The sequence below is a fragment of the Shewanella sp. Shew256 genome, assembly GCF_002196695.1.
Lineage (GTDB): Bacteria > Pseudomonadota > Gammaproteobacteria > Enterobacterales > Shewanellaceae > Shewanella > Shewanella mangrovisoli.
Genome location: NZ_NAJR01000007.1, coordinates 135,770 through 159,606, shown reverse-complemented (window position 1 = coordinate 159,606; position 23,837 = coordinate 135,770). Strand labels below are relative to the sequence as shown.

22 protein-coding genes and 1 pseudogene are annotated in these 23,837 nt (G+C 48.7%); 14 read left to right on the top strand and 9 right to left on the bottom strand.

Annotated elements, in window-relative coordinates:
- Positions 1-62 precede the first annotated feature (62 nt).
- From B5P39_RS14750 to B5P39_RS14735, 4 genes are all read right to left on the bottom strand, one after another.
- Positions 63-1,799 carry a GGDEF domain-containing protein gene (locus B5P39_RS14750; protein ID WP_088212058.1) on the bottom strand — a complete coding sequence of 579 codons (1,737 nt, stop codon included), beginning with the start codon at positions 1,797-1,799 and terminating at the stop codon, positions 63-65.
- Positions 1,796-3,289, bottom strand: coding sequence for an ABC transporter substrate-binding protein (locus B5P39_RS14745; protein ID WP_249554480.1), 1,494 nt, complete (start codon positions 3,287-3,289; stop codon positions 1,796-1,798). Before B5P39_RS14745 ends, B5P39_RS14750 begins: the two co-directional genes overlap by 4 nt.
- Positions 3,290-3,425: 136 nt before the next feature.
- Positions 3,426-3,908: a CopG family transcriptional regulator gene (locus tag B5P39_RS14740; protein ID WP_176399947.1), complete on the bottom strand. Its 483-nt coding sequence runs from the start codon at positions 3,906-3,908 to the stop codon at positions 3,426-3,428.
- Complete coding sequence (locus B5P39_RS14735; RefSeq protein ID WP_088212055.1) at positions 3,868-4,650, bottom strand: AAA family ATPase; 783 nt, start codon at positions 4,648-4,650, stop codon at positions 3,868-3,870. The genes B5P39_RS14740 and B5P39_RS14735 overlap by 41 nt, the downstream gene beginning before the upstream one ends.
- A gap of 530 nt (positions 4,651-5,180) precedes the next feature.
- On the opposite strand from B5P39_RS14735, the pseudogene B5P39_RS14730 reads away from it, so the two are divergent.
- From B5P39_RS14730 to B5P39_RS14710, 5 genes and pseudogenes are all read left to right on the top strand, one after another.
- Positions 5,181-5,638, top strand: a pseudogene (locus tag B5P39_RS14730) (GNAT family N-acetyltransferase).
- 147 nt (positions 5,639-5,785) lie between these two features.
- Positions 5,786-5,995, top strand: coding sequence for a DUF3820 family protein (locus B5P39_RS14725; protein ID WP_088212054.1), 210 nt, complete (start codon positions 5,786-5,788; stop codon positions 5,993-5,995).
- A gap of 127 nt (positions 5,996-6,122) precedes the next feature.
- The gene (locus B5P39_RS14720) at positions 6,123-6,425 is read left to right on the top strand and encodes a hypothetical protein (RefSeq protein ID WP_011622005.1); all 303 of its coding nucleotides are present in this window, start codon (positions 6,123-6,125) and stop codon (positions 6,423-6,425) included.
- Positions 6,426-6,584: 159 nt separating this feature from the next.
- Positions 6,585-7,106, top strand: a complete 522-nt coding sequence (locus B5P39_RS14715) for a GNAT family N-acetyltransferase (protein WP_088212053.1) — start codon at positions 6,585-6,587, stop codon at positions 7,104-7,106.
- A 63-nt stretch (positions 7,107-7,169) separates the two neighbouring features.
- Positions 7,170-7,700 (top strand): GNAT family N-acetyltransferase, encoded by a 531-nt coding sequence (locus B5P39_RS14710; protein WP_088212052.1) that lies wholly within the window; start codon positions 7,170-7,172, stop codon positions 7,698-7,700.
- Between the two features lie 94 nt (positions 7,701-7,794).
- Here the strand turns inward: B5P39_RS14710 and B5P39_RS14705 are convergent, their stop codons facing one another.
- Positions 7,795-8,490 carry a pirin family protein gene (locus B5P39_RS14705; protein WP_088212051.1) on the bottom strand — a complete coding sequence of 232 codons (696 nt, stop codon included), beginning with the start codon at positions 8,488-8,490 and terminating at the stop codon, positions 7,795-7,797.
- Between the two features lie 10 nt (positions 8,491-8,500).
- On the bottom strand, positions 8,501-8,944 hold the full coding sequence (locus B5P39_RS14700; RefSeq protein ID WP_088212050.1) for a DoxX family protein: 444 nt from the start codon (positions 8,942-8,944) through the stop codon (positions 8,501-8,503).
- Positions 8,945-9,108: 164 nt separating this feature from the next.
- Between B5P39_RS14700 and B5P39_RS14695 the strand changes: the two genes are divergently transcribed.
- Positions 9,109-10,002 carry a LysR substrate-binding domain-containing protein gene (locus B5P39_RS14695; protein ID WP_088212049.1) on the top strand — a complete coding sequence of 298 codons (894 nt, stop codon included), beginning with the start codon at positions 9,109-9,111 and terminating at the stop codon, positions 10,000-10,002.
- A 120-nt stretch (positions 10,003-10,122) separates the two neighbouring features.
- Here the strand turns inward: B5P39_RS14695 and B5P39_RS14690 are convergent, their stop codons facing one another.
- Together B5P39_RS14690 and B5P39_RS14685 are read right to left on the bottom strand one after the other, a co-directional pair.
- On the bottom strand, positions 10,123-11,874 hold the full coding sequence (locus tag B5P39_RS14690; RefSeq protein ID WP_088212048.1) for a bifunctional metallophosphatase/5'-nucleotidase: 1,752 nt from the start codon (positions 11,872-11,874) through the stop codon (positions 10,123-10,125).
- Between the two features lie 97 nt (positions 11,875-11,971).
- Positions 11,972-13,063, bottom strand: a complete 1,092-nt coding sequence (locus tag B5P39_RS14685) for a CNNM domain-containing protein (RefSeq protein WP_088212047.1) — start codon at positions 13,061-13,063, stop codon at positions 11,972-11,974.
- A 144-nt stretch (positions 13,064-13,207) separates the two neighbouring features.
- Here B5P39_RS14685 and B5P39_RS14680 point away from each other — a divergent pair, with 144 nt between their 5' ends.
- From B5P39_RS14680 to der, 8 genes are all read left to right on the top strand, one after another.
- Positions 13,208-14,329 (top strand): bifunctional tRNA (adenosine(37)-C2)-methyltransferase TrmG/ribosomal RNA large subunit methyltransferase RlmN, encoded by a 1,122-nt coding sequence (locus B5P39_RS14680; RefSeq protein WP_011716310.1) that lies wholly within the window; start codon positions 13,208-13,210, stop codon positions 14,327-14,329.
- Positions 14,330-14,361: 32 nt separating this feature from the next.
- The gene (gene pilW, locus B5P39_RS14675; protein WP_088212046.1) at positions 14,362-15,150 is read left to right on the top strand and encodes a type IV pilus biogenesis/stability protein PilW; all 789 of its coding nucleotides are present in this window, start codon (positions 14,362-14,364) and stop codon (positions 15,148-15,150) included.
- Positions 15,147-16,274, top strand: a complete 1,128-nt coding sequence (locus B5P39_RS14670; protein ID WP_088212045.1) for a RodZ domain-containing protein — start codon at positions 15,147-15,149, stop codon at positions 16,272-16,274. The genes pilW and B5P39_RS14670 overlap by 4 nt, the downstream gene beginning before the upstream one ends.
- Before the next feature lie 41 nt (positions 16,275-16,315).
- Positions 16,316-17,431, top strand: a complete 1,116-nt coding sequence (gene ispG / locus B5P39_RS14665) for a flavodoxin-dependent (E)-4-hydroxy-3-methylbut-2-enyl-diphosphate synthase (protein ID WP_011622016.1) — start codon at positions 16,316-16,318, stop codon at positions 17,429-17,431.
- 159 nt (positions 17,432-17,590) lie between these two features.
- The gene (gene hisS, locus B5P39_RS14660; protein WP_088212044.1) at positions 17,591-18,868 is read left to right on the top strand and encodes a histidine--tRNA ligase; all 1,278 of its coding nucleotides are present in this window, start codon (positions 17,591-17,593) and stop codon (positions 18,866-18,868) included.
- Between the two features lie 12 nt (positions 18,869-18,880).
- Complete coding sequence (locus B5P39_RS14655) at positions 18,881-19,501, top strand: tetratricopeptide repeat protein (protein WP_011622018.1); 621 nt, start codon at positions 18,881-18,883, stop codon at positions 19,499-19,501.
- A gap of 11 nt (positions 19,502-19,512) precedes the next feature.
- Entirely contained in the window at positions 19,513-20,700 is a 1,188-nt protein-coding gene (gene bamB, locus B5P39_RS14650; RefSeq protein WP_088212043.1) for an outer membrane protein assembly factor BamB, read from the top strand.
- Between the two features lie 79 nt (positions 20,701-20,779).
- Positions 20,780-22,246 carry a ribosome biogenesis GTPase Der gene (gene der / locus B5P39_RS14645; protein ID WP_088212042.1) on the top strand — a complete coding sequence of 489 codons (1,467 nt, stop codon included), beginning with the start codon at positions 20,780-20,782 and terminating at the stop codon, positions 22,244-22,246.
- 156 nt (positions 22,247-22,402) lie between these two features.
- Here der and xseA read toward each other — a convergent pair whose 3' ends face one another.
- A complete protein-coding gene (gene xseA, locus B5P39_RS14640) occupies positions 22,403-23,749 on the bottom strand; it encodes an exodeoxyribonuclease VII large subunit (RefSeq protein WP_088212041.1) in 1,347 nt (448 codons plus the stop codon).
- Positions 23,750-23,837 lie beyond the last annotated feature (88 nt).

The following is a 23,837-nucleotide window of genomic DNA, read 5'->3' as shown; positions in this document are numbered from 1 at the left end:
GGGGATTCAGCGAGGCGAACTCAATCCTTTGCTTAAAAATAAAACGCTCTAGGATGTGCTTCTTACGGATAAAGTGAGGGAGCGTTGAGCAAAACTTCGGTGCGGTTTCGGCCATTTTGTTTGGCTTGATAAAGTGCTTCATCGGCCTGGCAAAGGAGTCTATTGGTGTCGATTAATTGTGACGGTTGCCAGCAGGCAACACCTAAGCTGATAGTCACTAATCCCGAATGGGAGGAGTCCTCATGGGGAATATGCAGGGCGATGATGGCTTTGCGCAGACGTTCGGCAATTTTGTAGGCATCCTCTAGATGGCTCGAGGGCAGTAACAGCATAAATTCCTCCCCCCCATAGCGGGCGAGGATATCCGTCGGCCGTTGCAGAATCGATTTGGCGGCATTGACGATTTGCTTTAAGCATTGATCGCCCAGTACATGGCCGTATCTGTCGTTAAATTGCTTAAAGTTATCGATATCGAACATCACTATGCTGAGGGGCATATTATGATCGTTAGCGTAAATCAATTCCTTCTGAATTTGGCTGTCTAAATAGCGGCGATTATAACAGCCGGTTAATCCGTCAGTTTCGGCCATGGCTTTAACCTGAGCCGCATAGGTTTTAAGGGTTTCGAGCGAACTCACCATCTGTTGTAGCTCGAGGTTATCGGTAATGGGCATTTGGGTGTCGAGTTTTTCATTGGCGATGGCATTCATGGCATCACGGGTGGCGATAACAGGCTTAATGATGCCTTTAGCGATAAAATGCCAACTGGTGAGCCAGATAAAGAAACAATAGAGAATGCCGCCACAAAAGATCAAAATCACGAAGGATGTGCTGTCACTCTTCAGATTTGCGCCCGCGAGTTGTATTTCTTCTTCTACATGGTTGACTAATTCTTGGGTAAAGGAGGCGATTTCCTGCGCCGCACCAGCCTGATAGCCAAAATGTGCATTGGCAATTTGGGTGCTTTTTAGCGCGTTGCGGGAGAGGTCAAAAAGGTTGTCTTTACCCACCATGTTTTGCCTGATTTGCGATAACCAGTCGATATAAATCGCGCTGTCTTGATTAAATGAGCGCGAGATGTTGTCCATGGTTATCAGTCGGCGCATCCCATCCCGTTGTAATTGGTTAAGCTCGACTAGGCTTGTCACATTTTTTACGTTGTCGAGGAGCACAAACAGATGCTCGCCCTGATGAAGAAATGCTGAAAGTTTTTGATCTTCAGATAGATTCTCTGCAATTGCATTCAACTGCTTTTGGGCGATTAAGCGGTTATAGTGACCATGAATTTGCTGCAACTGAGTTTGCATGCTATCGGAAAATGCTATTGCCATCCCCGAGAGATTCGCCTGAATATTCTGGGCTTGGAATTTGGCTTGCAGCGCCGTGTCGGTCAAAGTGTTGAGCAGGGGCAACTGCTGCTGATAATAAAGTTGAGTGTCTATGGCATGGTTAAGTGCCTCATGCATATGCGGCGAGGTTTCCATGCTGGCGAGGGTTTTGGTATCCCTAAGCAAATGTTCCCATTGGCTTGTGAGTTCTTGCAACAAGCGTAGGCGCTGCTCCTCGGTATCATAATGGTTTAACTCAGTGGTGATGATTTGCAGTCTTTCACTGTTTTTTGCCAGTTGCAGCGCGGTTGTCACTTTCACTACATCGCTATTAACCAATAGTTCGATTTCCGATCTTAGCTGTTGTGACAATAGGATAGCGATAACGCCATTAAGCAACGCCATGCCCAGAATGATATAAAAGGCCAGCGTAATTTTATGTTTTAGACTGGTGAGTCGTTTAGCATTCATTGGCTATTGTTCTTATCAATTGCAGGCACTTCCCCATAGGTATTCTGCAGATGCTTAATTTTGGCACTCAATTCAATAAAAATATCGGCGCTGTCCGCTTCATGCCGACTTGCGGCGTAACACGCATGGCTTAATTCCGGGTAAATTTGTCCCATTGCGGTCGTGGTAAAGTGCCCGACATCCAAGACTTTAGTTGACCAAAATAAATTTGCGATATGGCTTGCCTCGAATGCGCCAGCAATGGCTCTTTTTGAGGCTTGTTTAAACTCGGGCGCCGTTACTACGTCCATTCGGCAGGGATTGCCGCCACCGAGGGCATAGGCGTATTGGGCTTCATAGGTGCCCATGTATTTAAGTAACCAATAGGCGGCTTGCGGATTTTTGCTGTCGTAGCTCACGGCAAAGGCGTAGGCGCCGTTATAAGGGGTACTGCCTGGCACTTGAGCTACGCCAAGTCGAGCACCTGGCACATTGGCCTCGACTTTAAAGGAGGCCGACCATAGATTGTTGTAGGCAAAAGGCCAAATAGCCACTTGCCCTGAAGCCATTGCATTGGCCGCTTCGTTAAAGGCAAATTTGTCATCGGCAGGGATAGCGTAGGGCATCAGTTTACGGTAAATAATGGCCGCTTTTAGCGCCTCTTGATTGACAGCGGGCACCTCAAAATGCGTCAGCTGTTTTTGTTGATTATAGATGGGCCACATCCAAGCACCACCTAAGCTCCAGATAATGCTAGAAAACTCATCGTTAATATGGGGCTTATTGCCAGACATTAAGGCAAGACCATAAAAGTTGTGACTTAGCGGTTTATCGGCGAGGAGTTCACCAGTCTTTCGAGTAAAAAATACCGCTTGATCCTGCAGTTCATCAAAATTGGTCGCAGGTTTGAGTGGATAACCGAAACGTTGCTCAAAGTGGGTTTGCTCAGTCTTATTTTCAAACAGATCGGCACGGTAGTGGCTGCCCATCACATAGTTATTGTAGGGAATGGCGTGCAACTCTCCGTGATAAGACAAAATGTTAAGAAGTGATGGATAATAAGGTTCGAGATACCTTTCCATCGCTTTTTCGCCATCGGGGTCGTAGAGTTTGGCTAATTCTGGTAGTGGCACTGTATAGCCATTGGCTGCCCACTCTTTTGCCCAACCCGCCTCCATAGTGAGCAAATCGTACTTACCTTCACCTTGCAGCAACGCTTGGGTCTGAAGCTCAAACATGCTCTCAAGCTCGGTGCTAACCACATTGACTTTGACACCGGTTTTTTCGGTGAATTTAGGCAGCATTTCGCGGGTCAGATAGTCGGTCCAAAAGCCTTTTTCGGCGACTAAGGTGATGGGGGTTTTATTCGATAGCGGGGGAATTTGAGCCAAGGAAAATTCCGCTAAAGCGGGTTTTGTTAGCGTTAATCCAAGTCCAATAAATAGGAGCGATAAAGGTCTAAACAAGAATGACTCCTCAGATACAAGGGTTAACATGCTAATAAATAGCATTAATAAACTTAGCTGTACATTAAGGATAGGCTTGATACAAATTATAACTTAATTTTTGTAAGGTTTTTTTGAGGCAAAAAAAACCGGTGACCTAATCAATGTGGATCACCGGAAAAGGGTGGGAGATTGCGCGGTACTAAGATTTTTTTATCTGTTGCTCGCGCATCTGCCGCAAGGCGGTTGGCAAAGCATAGTGTTGTTCAATTAAAAAACGGATCAATTTAGATTTGGAAATGTCACTTTCTTCAGAGAGCTTGGCTAAATGGCTGATTGCCGCTTCACTCAACGAAAACGTGGCTTTACGGTAATGCGGCCGTTCCTCCTCATGGCTTGCATCCAGTTGCATCGATGCCGTTTTAGGACGATGTAAAGTCACCACGTTGGAAGTATCTAATATGACTTCAAGTGGTGCGACTTCAAGTGACGTGACGTCAAGCGGCGCCGCTTGAAGCGGTAATTCTTTCACTAATTCCATCGCTGCCAATGAGCCGCCCGTACTTGGGAGACGGTTTTCTCCCATGGCATAGAGGGTCGCGGCATCAATAAACTCATCGAGGGAGAGGGGCTGTGCGCCTCCCCTAGATGGCATAGCGTTTTTCTTGAGGTCGCTGAGTCCCATATTGTCCTCTCAGATGATTCGGCTGAGGTTGATTCATCGCGGCGCGATGCGCGGCCATTGGTGTACTTGGTCTGAGTAAGGCCATTAATGAGGCGGCGCAGTCCACTTGGAACATTTCACAGGCGATAGCACGGATTTCGGTGGCGGCTTTACCCTTAGGTTCTATCTCGATAACAGATAACCCTGACTCTTCGCTGTCATCATAGATATTACGGCTATAGGTAATCGCATCTAATACATTGATATCGTAGGTTTTGCAGACCTCTTTGGCCTCTAAAATACGGTTCGCTTGATTCGGCAGGTTAGGGCATTGGGTGATAACGAAGGAGGCGTGCAATTTGGGGTTAATCATCTTACAAGTCGCGACGATATCATCCATATGACTCACGGTTTTTAAGTCGCGGCGTTTTGGTCGCAGTGGCATTAAGATATGGGATGCCACCGACATGGTCGCCCTTAACGCTAGGTTGTCTTGGCCGCCACAGTCAACAATCACAAAGTCATAATGCTGCTCTAAGCTCAAGAGATCATTTCGGATTTTTCCATAGAGCTGTACGCAGTTGATGCTGGCAAGTTTGGGGTTGTTGTTTCTGGCTTGGATCCAATCGGATGTGGTTCGCTGTGGATCGCAATCCACCATGATGACAGAGGCACCACATTCAGTGGTAAGAAATACTGCGATATTTTGTGCGAGGCAACTCTTACCGCTGCCGCCTTTTTCGCCGCCGACTAACACTATCATGACGAATTCCTCAATGCTTAGGGTATCACTTGGGCGGCTGTTATATGTGTTGAGCTTTACCGCACCTTGTTGTCATAAATGAATGTAAACCCTATGTTAATTGCGGTCAATTAGCTGATTTTTGACACTTTTTTATAAACTGTCGCACGATTATTATTTGACGTTACAGTGCCGTGTGCCGTTAATTTGACTCTTATCAGACGAAAGAATGAATAAGGCTGATTGTTAGTTAATGTGATGATTTTTAATGTTTTTATGCTTTTTAGGCTTGAAAAATATTGAGGTGAGCTAGGTCAGTTTAGCAGTATTGAGCTATCTGGCTGATGGCCCATATTTCATTTTTGAAGATATTTTTCAATTTTTATTCTTAAATATTATTGAGACGCAGACTCTTGGTTGCTGTTTTTCAGTCGAAAGTTGTCTTGCTGCTGTGCTTTATGTCATCAAATTGCCACCTAATTCGGTTAGGATTTTCCTATTATGCCGTCTAATCACCTTGATTTTTCTACCATTCGTGAAGGGATGCCAAAGTGGATATTAAAATGCTAATGCCTATTGAATTTGAGTTGGTTGAATCTGCGCCTTTATTTCATGAGTTGCTCAATTTACGCGATGCGGCGGGGCATCCTTCTATCGGCGTTGAGATGGCGGATGGGCATCCGTTACAGCCTTTATATTGGGTCTCTATTCGCCTAACGGGTGAGCAACAAAAAATACCTCCGCCTTAGTGGCAGCCGCCTGCGTATATGGTGATAAGGCTAACCATCTGGCGATTGAGGATTTTATTGTCTTACCTGAATATCGCCATGTGGGGCTGGCCAAAATAATGTTAGAGCGAGTCATGGCCTTTGTGGATGAACATGCTAGTCAAGGGACTTGTGTGAGCATTAACGCCCATGGAGAAGAAGAACGGCTTTGTATTGAATATGGTTTTGAGCATTCACATTGTGCCAATCTTGGGCCGAATCTGCGTAAACTCTACGCCTAATGCATTGCCAATAGGGTGAGTCTATGACTTGCACTTATTCTATTTAGCCATCGTCGTACTTCAGGCGACATTAGCCATAGGCATTCATTGGGCAATAGGGTAGCATCCTGCATCTAGTCCACTGTTTAAGTTCAAGCTAATACCTTCATGGATCAACAACAGCTTATCGATGCCATAAATCAGGTCATGCCCTTTGGCAAATATGCTGGCCGCCGCTTACTCGAATTGCCCGAACCCTATTTAGTCTGGTTCCATCAGCAGGGATTTCCAAAGGGAAAATTAGGGGAGCAGTTAGCGCTGATTTATGAGGTAAAACTCAATGGCCTCGAGGGCATGTTAAAACCGCTGTTGAAATGAGTTCCCCTGTGTGCGATAAAAATCCTACTTTTGCGATAAGTGTTGTATTTCGTGATAGAGATTGGCGATTTATTACCTATGGCATGTTTTAATGCCGCATATTAGTAAAACACAAGGAACAAAAGGCATGATGGCAAAATTGGTAAAATTAGCGGCTGTAGCAACATTAGCGTTAGGTATGTCAAGTGCTTGGGCACAGGGCGTCGTTCATGAAGGTACAGTTGTGGATACCATGAATGGTGGCGGCTACACCTATGTTCAAATTAAAGAAGCTGACAACACGTTTTGGGCAGCCGGCCCAGAAGCTGAAGTCAAGAAAGGCGACAAAGTGGCCGTGGTTGAGCAAATGTGGATGAATCAATTCACCAGCAAAACCTTAAACCGCACCTTCGACAAGCTGCTGTTTGTTGGCCAAATCGAGAAGAAATAATCTCGGTCTGCATAGTAGATGACCCAGAATCATTAAACCGCCTCGCCTTGTCGAGGCGGTTTTGTTTTCAGCATTTACTATTCCATACATATCTAGGCTATCACTCGTTGGTAAAGCGCGGCAAAATAGGCTGATAAGTCCAAGCTTGGTCGATAAATCGTGTCCGTTCCTTTACAAGCCAATAAGCAAATTGAAGTTGTGCCTTATCGGCGCCGTTATGCCCGCGCGGTGAGTGAACTCTTTCATCACAGCGTGCATCAAATACAACATGAGCGATATAACGCCGCGCAGCTTAACGCTTGGTCGCAGGCGCCCCGTTCGAGTCAACATTGGCATTTACGCTTAAGTCGTTCCCAAGCTTGGATTATTTTGGTGACAGATGCCGTGAGCTTATCTAAGATTTGTGCAGGTTTTATCAATGTCGAAACGGATTTTCACCATCAAGGATATATAGATAGCCTCTATATTCATCCCGATTGGCAACGGCAAGGGCTGGGGGAGCGAGCTTATCGACAGCTCGAACAGTGGGCAAAAGAGCAGGGCTATTGTCAATTGAGTGCCGATGCGTCTTATCTTTCCCGCGGGCTGTTTATTAAGCTCGGATTTGTCCAACAGCAACGCAGCTACCAACAAAAACTGGGCCAAGTGTTGCCGAGTTTTTATATGACTAAAAAACTGTAACTGAATGGGAATACATTGCCTGTGTGCCCATTGGTCATGATTAACCCATAGGAGTGGACTCCAATGCAGATACGCTTATTTTCTCCTGCGGATGTGGCACAGGTGGCGGCGGTATTTAACGCCAGTGTGATGGAGGGCGCGCAGGAATATTACTCGCTTACCGAACGATTAGCTTGGGCGCAAAACCAAGGTGAGGCACGAAGTGATGCCTACTGGCTGGCTAAGTTAGAAGATACCACCACTTGGGTGGCGCAGGAAGGCAGTAAGTTGGTTGGCTTTACCAACTTAAGGCTATGCTCCGATAAAGAGCTCAATTGTATGGTCGGCGAAGTCGATTGCCTGTTTGTCCACCCAGAATACAGCCGTGCCGGAGTGGCGACGCATCTCTATTTAGCCCTACTCGAAGAGGCAAAAAGCCGTAATCTTAAACGGCTTACCGTTGAAGCCTCCTATCAGGCGCGTCCTTTCTTTGAGAAACAGGGTTTTAATTGCATTCGCCGTAATGAACTACGTCGCTATCTCACTGCCGAAGATAAACAAAACGACAGGGCGCAGGTGTTAGTGAACTTTAGTTTGATTATGTCCTTAACATAGGTTTGCGCTCGAAGGGGATCCCTTTAGGCATACGCAGACCAATAAAAAAACCGCCTCGTTTCCTCGGCGGTTTTTTTATTGGTCACAATATTCATCAGGCTAAGTCAAACACCAGTGCGGTGACATAGCTGTCGGCGACGCTAAATCGAACCACTTCTTCGGCGGTGATATGTGCGCCATCCCCTGGGGTGAGCACTTGGTCATTGACCTTAAGTGTACCTTCCACCAATTGCACATAGAGCTGACGCTGTGGCTTAAGCTGCGGCATATGCACTTGCTCTTGCGGTGCCAGCATTAGGCGATACAGGGTCGCATCCTGCTGTACTTTCAAGGTGCCATTTTCACCCGTTGGGGTGACCACGGCGGTCAGCGCCGAGGTTTGCTCGAAGGCCTTTTGCTGATAACCCGCATCAATCCCTAAGGTGTCTGGTTGGATCCAGATCTGCAAAAAGTGCAGTGACTCAGTGTTTGATGCATTGAACTCGCTGTGGTAAATCCCTTTACCGGCGGACATTAGCTGAAACTCTCCCGCTGGTAAGGTCTTAACATTACCAAAACTGTCCTTATGGGCTATGGTGCCTGAAATCACATAACTGATGATTTCCATGTCTTTATGACCATGGGTTTCAAACCCAGCGCCCGGCGCGACTCTGTCATCGTTAATGACTCGTAGGGAAGACACGCCCATATGCTGCGGATCGTAGTAGCTTGCAAACGAGAAGGTATGTTGGCTCTTTAACCAGCCTAAATCAGCCTGCCCACGGTCCTGCGCTTTACGTATATGGATCATCATTTCCTCCTTATTTTAAGCGTGCGACTAACAGGTTGTCGGCGCTCAGTTTACCTGCACCTGACACGGCCAGAGACACAGTGGCGGCTAACAGGGCTAAACCAAACTCATAACCGTTATTGCTGAGGAATAGACCATTACCAATGTGGACCGAGAAAATCGCGACCACCATAGTAAAGGACAATACCAGTGCCGTTGGGCGAGTCAGTAAACCGATAATGAGCAGCAAACCACCAAAGAATTCGCTTGAGCCTGCCATCAGTGCCATTAAGTAGCCAGGGGTTAAGCCGATGGAGGCCATCCATTGTCCAGTGCCTTCTAGGCCGTAGCCGCCAAACCAGCCGAAGAGTTTTTGTGAACCGTGGGCCATGAGGATGATCCCGATAGGAATACGCAGGGCCAATGGGGCGAAGCTTGGGGCAGAGGTCAGTAATTTTGTGATAAGTGCTTTCATGGGATGTTCCTTAATTCAAATTTTTTAACTATGTCGTTAATGGGTTAATCGGTTGAGGCTTAACGTTAATCTCTCCATTGGTTTAAAGTTTAGTCTTGACCTTGTAGAAAGAAAATCTGAACATTTTCAAATTGTATTTCAAAAAATTTGAACAAGAGGTTGCTATGTTACCTGTGATGAGTCTCGATGGCTTGATAGTGCTCGATGCTATTGATAAAAAAGGCAGTTTTTCGGCAGCAGCCGAATCCTTATTCCGGGTGCCATCGGCGCTGACCTACACAGTGCAGAAATTAGAGAGCGACTTAGGGGTAAAATTATTTGAACGTAAGGGCCAGCGCGCCGAACTGACCTTAGTTGGCCAGATGGTATTACGCCAAGGGCGGGAGATTTTAGCCGCCACCGCAAGGCTTGAAGAGGCGGTTCGGCAACTCGAAACGGGCTGGGAGTCGGCGTTAACCTTAGCTATTGATACTGTGGTGCCCGATTTACCACTGTTAAAACTGATTGCTGAATTTACCGAGTTAGGTAAACAGGTGACTATTAATATCACCGAGGAATCATTGGGTGGCGGTTGGGATGCTCTGTATTCGGGCCGCGCCGATATTGCCATTGGGGTTACGGGAGAGTTGCCTAAGGGACAATATCACTTAGTCGAAATCGGCATGCTTGAATTCGTGTTTGCCCTAGCGCCTCACCATCCCTTAGCGCAGTTTGACCATCCCATCCCGACCGAAGCCTTGTTGCAATTTCCTTCCGTGGTGGTGGCCGATAGCTCGACGGCGCTCGCGCAGCGCTCCAGTGGATTATTTGATAGTCGCCAAGTTATTCGTGTGCCGAACATGCAGACCAAGATTAAAGCCCAGCAACTTGGGCTGGGTGTGGGTTATCTTCCCAAGCATTTGATCCGCGAAGAACTCGCTTCAGGCGCATTAGTCGCGTGTCAGGTTGAGATCCCAAGACCGGCGCAGCCAGTGTTTCTCGCGTGGCGCAAGGGAAATCAAGGCAAAGCGCAGGCGTGGTTTGCCGAACGTTTACCCCATTGCGACTGGTTGTTTTAGTGAGATGTAAAGTGAACGTGCTGCTAGTGGATGGAGTGAATCACAGTACTTAACCCATTGCTAAGTACTGTGATCAATTAAGAGGATAAAGTTTTGAGGCAAATCCCTGACACAGGGCGCTTACACTGAACGCTTCAAATGGCTGGTGTAATGCACATGGGGCGAGAGCAAATCCGCTAAATTGGGGTTGGGCGCCCGATTGAGGAAGCGAATAAAGGCCTGAGGTAGAGTGAGCGTCTCAATCGATTCCTGCCAGCGCGCCTGTAACAGTGGGTGATAACCTTCTTTCCCTGCGGCGGTATAGGAGGTCGAAACTCCCACATAGAGTGCATCGGGTTGCACTGGATACCAGAGTGATAAGCCATCCTGCTGCATCATTTCAAGCTTGAACAAACGCTCCCCCATTGGGCGTCTGCCGTCGTAGTAATAACGCAATCCATAGGTATAAGGGAAGCTGCCCGCCCCCGTGCCGCGCACACTATTGTTTGTCGCGGCGTTAATCGCCGACTCCAGCGCTTGGTATAAATACTGGCCTTGGATTTCGTATTTGACTAATGGCAATTCGAAGGGCAGCAATTGGCCCAACACATCGGCGAGGGTGAGCCTGCCTTGGGCGACCGATTGCCTTACGCCACCCGCGTTATGCAGGGCAAAGTGGATGCGAGGATCTTCAAGTTTGGCCTCTTGGAACATACTGCGGCTCACCCAAGGGGCGATTTCACTGCCATGGGGTAATGCCTTAGACGGCAGTCTGGTATGCACTAGATTCTTAGGCACAAGGGCTAAGACTTTGTTTTCCATCTCGGCAATCGCGGGGCGATAGATATCGTGGATCACGCCATGAATGTCTTCATCGGCATCATCCCACAATACATAGGGATGCTCATTAAAGCGTTGCTGCACGGCTTGATAGTCGGTGTCATCCACTTGCTCACTCGAACTCAACATAAACTGCTTATCGAGCATAAAGTAGTTGCCACCCTTGAGGCTTATCGCGCGGCCAGTTGCATCAAATTCAATCTCGGCCAAGCCTAAGGTTTCGGCGTATTTCCCCGCATGAACGATAGGAGTGCCATGGATGGTTTCACCATAGGGTATATTGCTTAACCCCAAGGCACTAAAATCGCCCTGCAATGTATGGGTATGGCCACCGACGATAAGGCTGATGCCATCGACTTGTTCGGCAAGCCTTCTATCCTGATCTAAACCTAAGTGACTCAGTACGATAATGTGCTTGATGCCTTTGGCATGTAGATGCTCGACGGTGCGCGCCGTGGTGGCAATCGCATCGACAAAGTGGGTATCGGGATCGGGTCTGGCGATGTCTTTCATCTGATCCAGAGTAATGCCGATGACGGCGAGCTTTTTGTCGTAGAAGGGCTTTTCGAGGTAGCTGGCAAGCTGGTTTTTTTCATCATAGGCCAGAATATTCGCCACAGTACGCAGGTTACCTGGCTTGCGGATATCCTCTTGGCTCAAGTCCATATTCCCTGCCAGCAGAGGAAAATCGATTTGCTTGGCAAATTCGGCGAGCCGCGCATTGCCTTCATCAATATCGTGATTACCAATCACCATGGCATCGGGTGCGAGTAAATTTAGCAGATGGGCGTTGGCCTTGCCCTTAAAATGGCTGAAATACAACGTGCCTTGGAAACTGTCGCCCCCATGCAAAAATAAAAACGGCATCTGGCTTTGTGCAGCTCGGTCACGTGCCTGACTGATCTGATACCCCAGGCGCGCATAGCCACCGCTGTGACTGGTGATATCTAAGGCTTTAAGCCCGAGATTGAAAGAAAATTGTACGCGGCTGGGCTCAAAATTCGAATGGGTATCGTTGATGTGCGCGAGTGAGAGTGTGTATCCCTGTGTCATAACCTACCTCTTTTACGGCGGGAGATTATAACCTTCTCCCCAAAAACAAGAAAGGGAGCCAAGCTCCCTTTACTTTAACAATGACTAAATAATGTCATTAACCCGAACGCGCCTCGTCATCTTCGGCGGCGGCTTCGAAGTCGCCATCATCGGAGAGTCGAATGCCTTTTTGCTTCATGCGCTTGGTCCAGAGTTTACGGGCCAATTGCTGCATGTCGGTCGCAGGGTCATTCACATCGACAATCTCAAGGCCAAGTAGCGACTCGATAATGTCTTCTTGGGTCACAATACCTTGGCTACTGCCGTATTCGTCAACCACCATCGCAATTTGGGTATTGCGTTTAATCATCCGCTCGAATAACGGCAGAATTTTAGCCGTCTCGGGCACCACAAATAGGCTACGCTTAAGCTCACCAATCGGTGCATCAGGGGTGTAACGTTCCGCCAGCAACACATCGGTACGGGTGATATAACCGATAATATCGTCGTGGTCCTGATCGTATACCGGAATACGGGTAAAAGGCTTGTCGCGATATTCCTGCACAAACTCATTTTGCGTCAGTGAAACGGGCAGGGAGAACATCACGGTACGCGGCGTCATAATCGCTGTCACGGGCACGTCACGCACCTTGAGCATTTGGGTCAAAATTTTAGACTCTTGCTCGTCTAACTCACCGGATTCTTGACCAATCTTGGCCATGGCGCTCATTTCTTGGCGAATGTACTGACCTTCTTCCCCTTTACCTAGCAGGCGAGTCACCTGTTGCGACATCCAAATCAGCGGCTTAGTGACACGCTTCATCCAAGTGATGGCAATCGATACACTCGGGGCTAAACGGCGCCAGTGATTGGCTCCCACAGATTTCGGAATAATCTCTGAGAAGAATAGGATGATAAAAGTTAACACTCCGGAGAACACGCCGAGCATGTCATCACCAAAGACCTTGGCCGCTTGCGCACCGGCAACGGCGGCACCCACAGTGTGGGCAATGGTGTTTAGGGTCAAAATAGACACGAGAGGCGCTTCGATGTTTTCTTTTAGTTTACGCAACCGGGCGGCCGCGGCACTGTCAGTTTGTTCGAGCGAGGCGATATAACTAGGGGTAACCGAGAGCAACACTGCTTCGAATACACTGCACAGAAAAGAAACTCCGACAGCGACAAGCACTATAATGATGAGGGTTAACATATAGGTGGTATTACAACTCCATAATTTAGGCCAACATTGACCCTCGCCGATTCTAGCATAGGAGTGTGGAGTTGCTGGCTAAAATTTTTCTGCGTCTGTATAATTCGCCGCCCTGTTGCAGGTTTTGGTGTTGAGGTTAGTCCTATGAGTGAAAAAAAGATCAATTTATTAGACCTTGATCGTAAGGCGATGCGCGCATTATTTGCGGATCTGGGTGAGAAGCCTTTCCGTGCCGATCAGCTGATGAAGTGGATCTATCATTTCGGTGTCAGTGACTTCGAAGAGATGACTAACATCAACAAAGTGTTACGCCAAAAGCTGGCGGCGCGCTGTGAGATTGTGGCGCCTGAGATTTCTAGCTATCAAAAATCCACCGATGGCACAATTAAGTTCGCCATCCATGTCGGCGAAGGCCAAGAAGTCGAAACCGTATATATTCCTGAAGATGACCGCGCCACCCTGTGTGTGTCGTCTCAAGTGGGCTGCGCCCTCGAATGTACTTTCTGCTCGACCGCACAGCAAGGCTTTAACCGCAACTTAACTGTCTCTGAAATCGTCGGTCAAATTTGGCGTGTTTCCCACTTCTTAGGGTTCGCCAAAGAAACTGGCGAGCGCCCAATCACCAACGTGGTGATGATGGGCATGGGTGAACCTCTGCTTAATCTTGCCAACGTGATCCCTGCGATGGATATCATGCTGGACGACTTCGGCTTCAGCCTGTCAAAACGCCGTGTGACCCTGTCAACTTCGGGCGTAGTGCCAGCGTTAGATAAACTCGGTGATGCCCTCGATGTGGCGCTGGCTGTGAGTATCCATGCGCCAAACGATGAACTGCGCGATATTCTGGTTCCCGTGAATAAAAAGTATCCATTGCAAGAGTTCCTTGCGGGAATTCGCCGTTATATCGCTAAATCTAATGCTAACCGTGGCCGCGTGACGGTGGAGTATGTGATGCTCGATCACATCAATGACAGCACTGAACAAGCCCATGAATTAGCACAATTAATGAAGGATACGCCCTGCAAGGTTAACCTGATCCCATTCAACCCATACCCAGGCTCGCCCTATGGTCGCTCGTCAAACTCGCGCATCGACCGTTTTTCTAAGGTATTGATGGAATATGGCTTAACTGTGATTGTACGCAAAACCCGTGGTGATGATATTGACGCGGCCTGTGGACAGTTAGCGGGGGATATTCGCGATCGAACCAAGCGTTTAGCAAAAAAACGCATGCAAGAAAATCAGATTTCGGTCACAATGAATTAACTCTTTGTTTGCACAGATTTATAGGCTTGCCCATGAAGCATGGATTGTCAGGGTTATCATTAGCAATTGCCCTGTCATTATTAGTGACAGGATGCGTAACTGAGCGTACCTATTCAGGGACTGATATTCCCGTGTCGGAGCGAAAACTCGATAAAGTTGCCGCCGCACGGGAGCGTATGCAGCTCGGTTTAACCTACCTTAATCGAGGTAACTCGGAACAAGCCAAATACAATCTTGATAAAGCCGTTGAATATGCGCCAGAGCTCGAAGATGTGCATGTGGCCATGGCCTATTACTATCAAACCGTTGGCGATTTAGTACGTACCGAACAGGCGTATCAAGACGCTATCAATACTAAGGACGCCTCTGGCGATTCCATGAATAACTTTGGGGTGTTTTTGTGCCAACAAAAGCGATACGACAAAGCTGAAAAAATGTTTTTGGCCGCGATAGAAATGCCCAAATATACGCGTACCGCGTCCAGTTATGAAAACTTAGGCATTTGCAGCCGAGACGCGGGACAAACAGAAAAGGCACGACAGTATTTTCAGATGGCGTTAAAGTATGACCCGAGACGCTCGGTGTCTTTACTGGAGCTGGCTCAGCTTGGGGTAGATAAAGGTGATTATGTCGATGCGCAAAACCAATTAGCGCGCTATCACCAAGTGGCAGCCCAGACTCCAGAGAGTTTAACGCTCGGAATAAAAATTGAGCAGGCGTTGAATGATGATGCTGCTATGAAGCGATTTGGCATTTTATTGCTCGCCAAATTCCCAGCATCGCCTCAAGCCAAGCAATACAGAGTTAATTTGCATCAATGAAAGATAACGAAATAAACGCGTCAGTAGAACCAGTAGCAGCGAGTGAAGCTGAGTCGACGCCTGATGTAACGCTCGGCACTGTACTCAGAACGGCTCGTGAGCAGATGGGCTTAAGCATTGCGGATACCGCGGTGAAGTTACATCTGCGCCCAGGGATTGTTGAAAATCTTGAAGCCGACGATTTTTCTAATATTTCTTCTTCGACTTATGTTCGCGGATATGTCAAAAACTATGCTCGCATGCTGGGGGTGGATAACGCCCTGATTGAGGCATGCCTAGCGCGGCAGGTGCCGTTAGTGACGCAGCCTGCCATGCAAAGCTTTTCCCGCAAGACGACCTATCAAGCTCGTGACACTAAATTAAAGTGGCTGAGCTTTTTTATTGTCATCGTGTTACTGGGCCTGTTCGTTCTATGGTGGATGCAACGAACCACGCTAGTGACCCATGTTGATGTGTCTCAACCGACGGCGGAAGAGTTAGCGGCGGCGAATCAAACCTTGCCGGGGGATGTGCTGCTAACAGAAACCGATGCTAGTGAACGCTTAAGCGAGATTGCGGTCAATGGTTCAATGGCGACCGATGGTCCGGTAAAAGATACCGACGAGAGCACTATCGACCCGAATATGAACGATACGGCAGCGATGGAAGCGGAACAAACGCCTGCCAATTCGGCTGTGAATCCGAGCGAATCTAACAACGCTCTGACTAGCAATGCTTCGAACACTGCACCGAACTCAGCAGCGAGTAATGTCGTTGGTGTTCCAAGCGCTACGCAAAACGTTGCGACCAATACCGCCCCAGTGCAGAACCCAACCGCATCGAATGCACCCGCAACTAATACTGCTTCGACAGCGCAAGCCATGCCAGTGACCGCAGGGCAGTCGAGCATTACCATTGAGCTCACGGGCGATTGCTGGATCAACATAGTCGATGCCAAGGGCAAAGCGATTGTTGACGGCGTCCGTGGTGCGGGTGCGAATATTCAAGCCAGTGGTGTGCCTCCGTTTAAAGTGATCCTAGGCGCTCCCACTGTCGTGTCCACGTTTACGGTCGATGGTAAAGCCATCAGCCTTGCTGAATTTCCTAAGGGTCGTGTTGCGCGTTTGACTATCCCACAGGTTTAAGTCTGGCGCCTACGCAGAGTACCGAAAAGAGCGTATTGAGTATGTATAACGAAACACCCATAAAGAGACGTCCTTCTACCCGCATTTATGTGGGCAATGTGCCGATTGGTGATGGTGCGCCGATTGCCGTACAGTCGATGACTAACACTAAGACCACAGATGTTGAGGCTACCGTTGCCCAAATCCGTGCCCTAGAGAAAGTGGGTGCCGATATTGTGCGTGTCTCTGTGCCGACGATGGACGCCGCAGAAGCCTTTAAAGTGATTAAGCAATCGGTATCTGTGCCCTTGGTTGCGGATATCCACTTCGATTACCGTATCGCCTTAAAAGTGGCGGAATATGGTGTGGACTGTTTGCGTATCAACCCGGGTAATATCGGTAACGAAGAGCGTATCCGCAGTGTGGTGGAGTGCGCCCGCGATAAAAATATTCCTATCCGTATTGGGGTGAACGGCGGTTCATTAGAAAAAGATCTGATGGACAAATACAAAGAGCCCACGCCAGAAGCCTTACTCGAATCGGCCATGCGCCATGTGGACATTCTCGACCGTTTGAACTTCGACCAGTTTAAGGTCAGCGTAAAAGCCTCCGATGTGTTCTTAGCGGTGGAATCCTATCGTTTATTGGCTAAGCAAATTCGCCAGCCTTTGCATTTAGGCATTACCGAAGCGGGCGGTGCCCGTGCGGGTGCGGTGAAGTCTGCTGTTGGCTTAGGCATGCTGCTTGCCGAAGGCATTGGTGATACCCTGCGTATTTCGTTAGCGGCCGATCCGGTAGAAGAAATCAAAGTTGGCTTTGATATCCTAAAGTCACTGCGTATTCGTAGCCGTGGCATTAACTTTATTGCCTGTCCTTCTTGCTCGCGCCAAGAGTTCGATGTGATCAGCACGGTAAATGAATTAGAGCGCCGCCTCGAAGATGTGACGACTGCGATGGATGTGTCTATCATCGGCTGTGTGGTCAATGGCCCAGGCGAAGCCTTAGTGTCACACATTGGCTTAACCGGTGGACATCGTAAGAGTGGATACTACGATGAAGGCGAGCGTCAAAAAGAGCGTTTCGACAATGATAACCTAGTCGATTCCCTCGAAGCGAAAATTCGCGCTAAGGCGAGCCAAATGGCCAATCGCATCCAAGTGAAAGACACGACTGAGTAATAGACACAGCCGAATCAACCCATAGGTTAAGCGTTATAAAAACACTCAAGCCTTGAGCTAGACCCCGAAACCGACGGGGTCATTTTACGTTTAGTGTTGAACAGCCTATAATGCCTGACATTTTTTATTAATTTAGCGAAAATCGGACGAGTCGATACAGTGGCAAAACAGATCCAAGCGATTCGCGGAATGAACGACATTCTGCCAACTCAAAGTCCTCTATGGCAAAAAGTGGAAGCGGTACTACGTGCGAGCGTGGCTGCTTATGGTTACAGTGAGATCCGCACTCCAATAGTGGAAAATACCGATCTTTTTAAACGCTCTATCGGTGAAGTGACTGATATTGTTGAAAAAGAAATGTATACCTTCGAGGACCGTAACGGTGACAGTTTAACCCTACGTCCAGAAGGCACCGCCTCAACCGTGCGTGCGGGTAATGAGCATGGTCTGCTCTATAACCAAGAACAACGCTTGTGGTACATGGGCCCAATGTTCCGCCACGAACGTCCGCAAAAAGGTCGTTATCGCCAGTTCCACCAGTTTGGTGTGGAAGTCTACGGCATTGGTAGCGCCGATATTGACGCTGAAGTGTTGATGTTATCGGCCCGCCTATGGGAAAAACTCGGCATTAGCGAGCATGTGACGCTTGAGTTGAACACCTTAGGCGACCCCGCTGAGCGCGCCGCTTACCGTGAAGCCTTGATTGCCTTCTTAGAGCAACACAAGGACAAATTAGACGAAGATAGCCAGCGCCGTATGTACAGCAATCCGCTGCGCGTACTGGACTCGAAAGATCCCCAAGTGCAAAGCATTTTAGCTGATGCGCCTGCGCTGATGGATTACTTAGGTGAAGAATCTTCACAACATTTTGCACAATTGCGTGAACTCCTAGACGCGGTTGGCATCCAATACCGAGTTAACCCGCGCTTAGTCCGTGGTTTGGATTACTATAATCGCACGGTTTTTGAATGGGTTACCAATAGCTTAGGCTCTCAAGGCACTGTACTTGCGGGCGGTCGCTACGACGGTTTAGTCGCTCAATTGGGCGGTAAAGATACGCCAGCCGTCGGTTTTGCGATGGGATTAGAGCGCATTGTGTTGCTGCTTGAAACCTTAGAACTGACCCGAGATATCCCTGCGGCTGTCGATGTGTATGTCGCGGCTATGGGGGATAGCTGCTTGGTTGAAGCCATTAAAGTGGCTCAGGAGTTACGCTCAACCTTACCGACTCTGCGTGTTATGAGCCACTGCGGCGGCGGTAACTTCAAGAAGCAAATTAAGCGTGCCGATAAAAGCGGCGCACAAGTAGCCTTACTCATCGGTGAAGAAGAACTCGCCGAAGGTGTGGTTACCGTTAAATATTTACGCAATGACAACGAACAACAACGGGTCGCTCGAAATGCATTAAGCGCATTTTTAGCTGAACTTACCAAATAAGGGGACGTGCGCGTGGAAATTTATAGCACAGAAGAACAACAAGTTGATGCTATCAAGCAGTTCTGGAAAGACTATGGAACCTCGATTGTTATCGGGGCGGTCGTTGGTTTAGGCGGCCTGTACGGTTGGAACTATTACTCCGACATGAAAATCGTGAAGGCCGAAGAAGCATCACAGGCTTTCCAAACCTTAACCACCAAATCAAGTGACGAAGCGGCCATGCTGGCTGGCGTTGCTGAGTTTTCCAAAAATCACGACCAAAAGGGCTATCAAGCACTGCTGGACTTGATCGTTGCGAAAACTGCGGTTGAAGCGAAAGATTTCCCTAAGGCCGAAGAAGCGCTGAAGAAAGTGATTGCCGCTAAGCCGGGCGCCGGATTAGACACAGTGGCAACACTGCGTTTAGCGCGCATTCAAGCAGAGCAAGGCCAAATCGGCACAGCACTCGCTACTTTAGATCAAGTGACTGATAAAGCTTTCTTAGCGCAACGTGAAGAACTCAAAGGCGATTTCTTTGTACGCCAAGGCGAAGCTGATAAAGCGAAAACCGCTTATCAAGCGGCAATGGACAATGGCGGTGTTGTGACCAGCCCTGCACTTAAAATCAAACTTGATAACCTAAATCAAGCATAAGGGACCCCTTGATGAAGTCTTGGTGCAAGAACCTGCTAGCCGCTGGGTTAAGCCTAGCCATGTTATCCGCCTGTTCTTCTAGCGATGTGGAAGAAGAACCGGTAAGTGAGTTAACTGCGATTCAGGCGACAGTGTTTCCTGAAGTAAGTTGGAGCGCCTCTGTAGGTGACGGTGTCGGTGATTATTATTCTCGCCTCACTCCTGCAGTTCGTTACGGTAAAATTTTTGCAGCCGACCGTTACGGCGAAGTCGTGGCCTTTGATGAAGCCACGGGTGAGCGCGTTTGGAAAAAAGATTTTAGTGAAGAGTTTCGTGATAACGCCTTAGCCAAAAACAAGGGCGCACGCTTAGCCGCGGGTGTCACTGCCGCGCGCAATAAAATCTTTGTCGGTGGTGAGAGTGGTCTATTGGCCGCGCTGAATGCCGAAGATGGTCAAGTGCTGTGGCATGTTGTGGCTGGGGGCGAATTACTCTCTAAGCCAACCGTTGCTGACGATGTGGTAGTGGTGAGTACTAGCTCTGGCGCGCTCGAAGCCTTTAACGTCGATACGGGCGCTAAGCTGTGGGCCTATGAGATGCAGTTGCCTAATCTGACCTTACGTGGCACGGGTTCTGCGGCCTATGAGGCGGGTGGTTTCTTTATCGGTACTGCCGATGGCAAAGTCGCCGTTGTGGTGAAAAACAACGGTCAAGCCGCATGGGAACAAGCGATTTATAATCCAACCGGTGGCAATGAGTTTACTCGTATGGCCGATGTGGATATGACGCCGCTGATCTTAGGTGACAACCTGTATGCGGTGAGTTACAACGGTAACTTGGTTTCGATGGAGCTGCGTAGCGGACGTGTGATTTGGACCCGTAAGTACTCCAGCTTCAATGAGCTAGCGTCTGCAGGTTTAAGCTTATTCCTAGTGGATGATCACAGCCGTATCTACTCTGTGGACAGACGTAACGGCTTAGAATTGTGGAGTAACTCTGAGCTGGCGAACCGTACACTCACGTCACCAGCCGTGTATCGCGACTATCTGGTCGTGGGCGATTTTGAAGGTTATCTGCACTTTATTGACCGCAGCACAGGCAGTATTGCCGGTCGTATCCAAGTGGACAGTTCTGGATTATTCAGCCAGCCATTAGTGGTGGATGATAAAATCTACGTGCAAGGTCGCAGCGGAAAGTTAGCTGTTGTAACACTTCCTTAGTTAAAAGTGTTATCCTTGTAGAGCCCCTGGAAGTGTGTTCCGGGGGCTTTTTATTGAAAAGTTTTTTAGAGGCAAAATCATGATCCCTGTAGTGGCCCTTGTTGGTCGGCCGAACGTCGGTAAATCCACCTTATTTAACCGCCTTACGCGTACGCGTGATGCGCTGGTTGCTGACTTTCCTGGCCTAACACGTGACCGTAAATATGGTCGAGCATTCCTATCCGGCTATGAGTTTATCGTGGTGGATACCGGCGGTATCGACGGCACCGAAGAGGGGATCGAAACTAAGATGGCCGAGCAGTCCCTCGCCGCTATCGAAGAAGCCGATGTTGTCTTATTTATGACCGATGCGCGCGCGGGCTTAACCGCCGCAGATTTGTCTATCGCTCAGCATTTGCGTAGCCGCCAAAAAACCACTTTCGTGGTCGCAAACAAGATTGACGGTATCGATGCCGATTCTGCCTGCGCCGAGTTTTGGTCGTTAGGTTTAGGTGAAGTCTATCAAATGGCTGCCGCCCAAGGTCGCGGCGTGACCAACATGATTGAGTACGCCTTAACGCCTTATGCCGAAGCTATGGGCCTTGAACGCCAAGGCGAAGAGGAAGAAGTCGACGAGCGTCAGTACACCGAAGAAGAAGCCGAAGCCGAGCAGAAGCGTCTGCAGGATTTACCGATCAAGCTTGCGATTATCGGTAAGCCGAACGTGGGTAAATCGACACTGACTAACCGTATCTTAGGTGAAGAGCGTGTGGTGGTTTACGATGAGCCGGGCACCACCCGCGACAGTATTTACATTCCGATGGAACGCGATGGCCGCGAATACGTGATTATCGATACTGCTGGTGTGCGTCGCCGCAGTAAAGTCCATGAAGTGATTGAAAAATTCTCGGTGATCAAAACCCTAAAAGCGGTAGAAGATGCCAACGTGGTACTGCTGATCATCGATGCCCGTGAAGGGATTGCCGAGCAGGATTTAGGTCTATTAGGTTTTGCCCTAAACGCGGGCCGCGCCTTAGTCATCGCCGTCAACAAGTGGGACGGTATCGACCAGGGCATTAAAGACCGCGTTAAGAGTGAACTCGACCGCCGCTTAGGCTTCATCGATTTTGCTCGCATTCACTTTATTTCGGCGCTACATGGCACAGGTGTTGGCCATCTGTTTGAGTCGATTGAAGAAGCTTACGACAGTGCGACTCGCCGCGTGAGCACCTCGATGCTGACCCGCATCATGCAAATGTCGCAGGATGACCATCAGCCACCATTGGTGAACGGTCGCCGTGTGAAACTGAAATACGCCCACGCCGGTGGTTATAACCCGCCAATCGTGGTTATTCACGGTAACCAAGTCAGCAAGCTACCGGATTCTTACAAGCGCTACATGATGAACTACTTCCGTCGTTCATTGAAAGTGGTCGGTACGCCAATTCAGCTACGTTTCCAAGAGGGTGATAACCCGTTTGAAAACAAGGTTGAAAAGCTGACCATGAGCCAAGAGCGTCGCCGTAAGCGCGCCCTGAGCCATATTAAAGATCGCAAGACAAAGTAAATCTGCGCTTTGGGCTTAAGCTGAACATAAAAAAGGAACCCTAGGGTTCCTTTTTTGTTGGCGCATTTTAGGGGGAAATCTTAAGTCTTGTTTCGATCAAATGCTTTATTGCTATGGGCTTGAGCGTTGAGTGTTGAGCCTTAAGGCTGTTGTGTCTTAGCTTTCATCTGTTATGTGCGTCACTGTCGACTGCACCTGCCCATGGAGTAGGCGAGTGTTTATCCTATCGCCAATACTCAGCTGAGCGGCATTGTCTATGACTTGGTTATTTGCATCTGTGGTGATGCTGTACCCCCGGCTCAAGGTGGCTAATGGACTGACCGTTTCTAATTGATGGGCGGCATATTTAATTCGCTGCTCACTTTGGTTGAGGGTATCTTGCATAGCGTCCTGCAAACGTGTTGCGAAATAGCTCAACCTATTGGTCTCGAGCGCGAGTTTGTGCTTTGGAGATTGCTGCTCGAGGCGATTTGCCAGTTGCTGCTGACGGCGACTTAAACCGTGCAGTTTGTTAGACAATGCGGCTTCGAGCCGTAATTGCATCTCATCGAAACGCTGCTCGAATTGCTGTAGGGTGCGCTTAGGATCTAAGCGTTGCAGCCTATGCTCGAGCAAACTTAAGCGTCTTTCCTGCTTGAGCTGATAGTGACTCGCGCTCTGTTTGAGGCGTGAGAGTACTGTGGCTAAGCGTTGGCTCTTATTATCGCTATCCTGAGACAGTAGTTCTGCGCCTGCAGAGGGCGTCGGGGCGCGAACGTCGGCCACATAGTCACTGATGGTGGTGTCGACCTCATGGCCTACGGCGCTGACAACGGGTAGGGCACTGTTGTAAATGGTGTGGGCGAGTGCTTCGCTATTAAAACACCATAAATCTTCGAGTGAGCCGCCGCCACGGGTGAGCAGTAATACATCGACCTCGAGCCGTTGGTTGGCGATATTGATGGCTTGGCAGATAGTGAGATCCGCGCTCTCGCCTTGTACCTGAGTGGGATAAATAATCACTTCGATGGAAGGGTCACGGCGGGCAAGCACATGCAACACATCGCGAATAGCCGCGCCCGTAGGGGAGGTGATGACCCCAATACGTTGAATATTTTTCGGTAACTGACGTTTAGTGTCGGCGGCAAATAACCCCTGCGCCGCGAGCTTCATCTTGAGCGCTTCAAATTGTTGTGCCAGTAAGCCATCCCCGGCGGGGAGCATAGACTCAATCAATAGTTGATAGTCGCCTCTAGGCTCGTACACACTAATCGCGCCTTTTACTAGCACTTGCTGACCATTCACTGGTTTAAAGCTCACGCTTTGGTTGCGTCCCTTAAACATGGCGCAGCGAATTTGTGAATAATGATCCTTAAGGGTTAAATACCAATGGCCCGAACTGGGGGCGGAAAAGTTGGAAATTTCACCGTTTAGCCAGACTTTTCCCAGTTGCCCCTCGAGAATTTGCCTGACTTCACCATTAAGGCGTGAGACGGTATAAATATTATTTTTAGGGACTTGCATGTGTTTTCTCGTGCAAATGGGATTTTTTCACTATTTTCCATTTACCGCTCCCCAGATGCAAGGTATAATCCCGCCGCAATATTTCACC

Bases quoted from the DNA above. Each gene is read 5' to 3' on its own strand.
- B5P39_RS14745 (WP_249554480.1), bottom strand. From the start codon at position 3,289: ATGCTATTTATTAGCATGTTAACCCTTGTATCTGAGGAGTCATTCTTG.
- B5P39_RS14725 (WP_088212054.1), top strand. From the start codon at position 5,786: ATGGATCAACAACAGCTTATCGATGCCATAAATCAGGTCATGCCCTTT.
- B5P39_RS14690 (WP_088212048.1), bottom strand. From the start codon at position 11,874: ATGACACAGGGATACACACTCTCACTCGCGCACATCAACGATACCCAT.
- B5P39_RS14685 (WP_088212047.1), bottom strand. From the start codon at position 13,063: ATGTTAACCCTCATCATTATAGTGCTTGTCGCTGTCGGAGTTTCTTTT.
- B5P39_RS14735 (WP_088212055.1), bottom strand. From the start codon at position 4,650: ATGATAGTGTTAGTCGGCGGCGAAAAAGGCGGCAGCGGTAAGAGTTGC.
- B5P39_RS14710 (WP_088212052.1), top strand. From the start codon at position 7,170: ATGCAGATACGCTTATTTTCTCCTGCGGATGTGGCACAGGTGGCGGCG.
- B5P39_RS14740 (WP_176399947.1), bottom strand. From the start codon at position 3,908: ATGGGACTCAGCGACCTCAAGAAAAACGCTATGCCATCTAGGGGAGGC.
- xseA (WP_088212041.1), bottom strand. From the start codon at position 23,749: ATGCAAGTCCCTAAAAATAATATTTATACCGTCTCACGCCTTAATGGT.
- der (WP_088212042.1), top strand. From the start codon at position 20,780: ATGATCCCTGTAGTGGCCCTTGTTGGTCGGCCGAACGTCGGTAAATCC.
- B5P39_RS14695 (WP_088212049.1), top strand. From the start codon at position 9,109: ATGTTACCTGTGATGAGTCTCGATGGCTTGATAGTGCTCGATGCTATT.
- B5P39_RS14700 (WP_088212050.1), bottom strand. From the start codon at position 8,944: ATGAAAGCACTTATCACAAAATTACTGACCTCTGCCCCAAGCTTCGCC.
- B5P39_RS14670 (WP_088212045.1), top strand. From the start codon at position 15,147: ATGAAAGATAACGAAATAAACGCGTCAGTAGAACCAGTAGCAGCGAGT.
- B5P39_RS14720 (WP_011622005.1), top strand. From the start codon at position 6,123: ATGATGGCAAAATTGGTAAAATTAGCGGCTGTAGCAACATTAGCGTTA.
- pilW (WP_088212046.1), top strand. From the start codon at position 14,362: ATGAAGCATGGATTGTCAGGGTTATCATTAGCAATTGCCCTGTCATTA.
- B5P39_RS14705 (WP_088212051.1), bottom strand. From the start codon at position 8,490: ATGATCCATATACGTAAAGCGCAGGACCGTGGGCAGGCTGATTTAGGC.
- B5P39_RS14680 (WP_011716310.1), top strand. From the start codon at position 13,208: ATGAGTGAAAAAAAGATCAATTTATTAGACCTTGATCGTAAGGCGATG.
- B5P39_RS14750 (WP_088212058.1), bottom strand. From the start codon at position 1,799: ATGAATGCTAAACGACTCACCAGTCTAAAACATAAAATTACGCTGGCC.
- ispG (WP_011622016.1), top strand. From the start codon at position 16,316: ATGTATAACGAAACACCCATAAAGAGACGTCCTTCTACCCGCATTTAT.
- bamB (WP_088212043.1), top strand. From the start codon at position 19,513: ATGAAGTCTTGGTGCAAGAACCTGCTAGCCGCTGGGTTAAGCCTAGCC.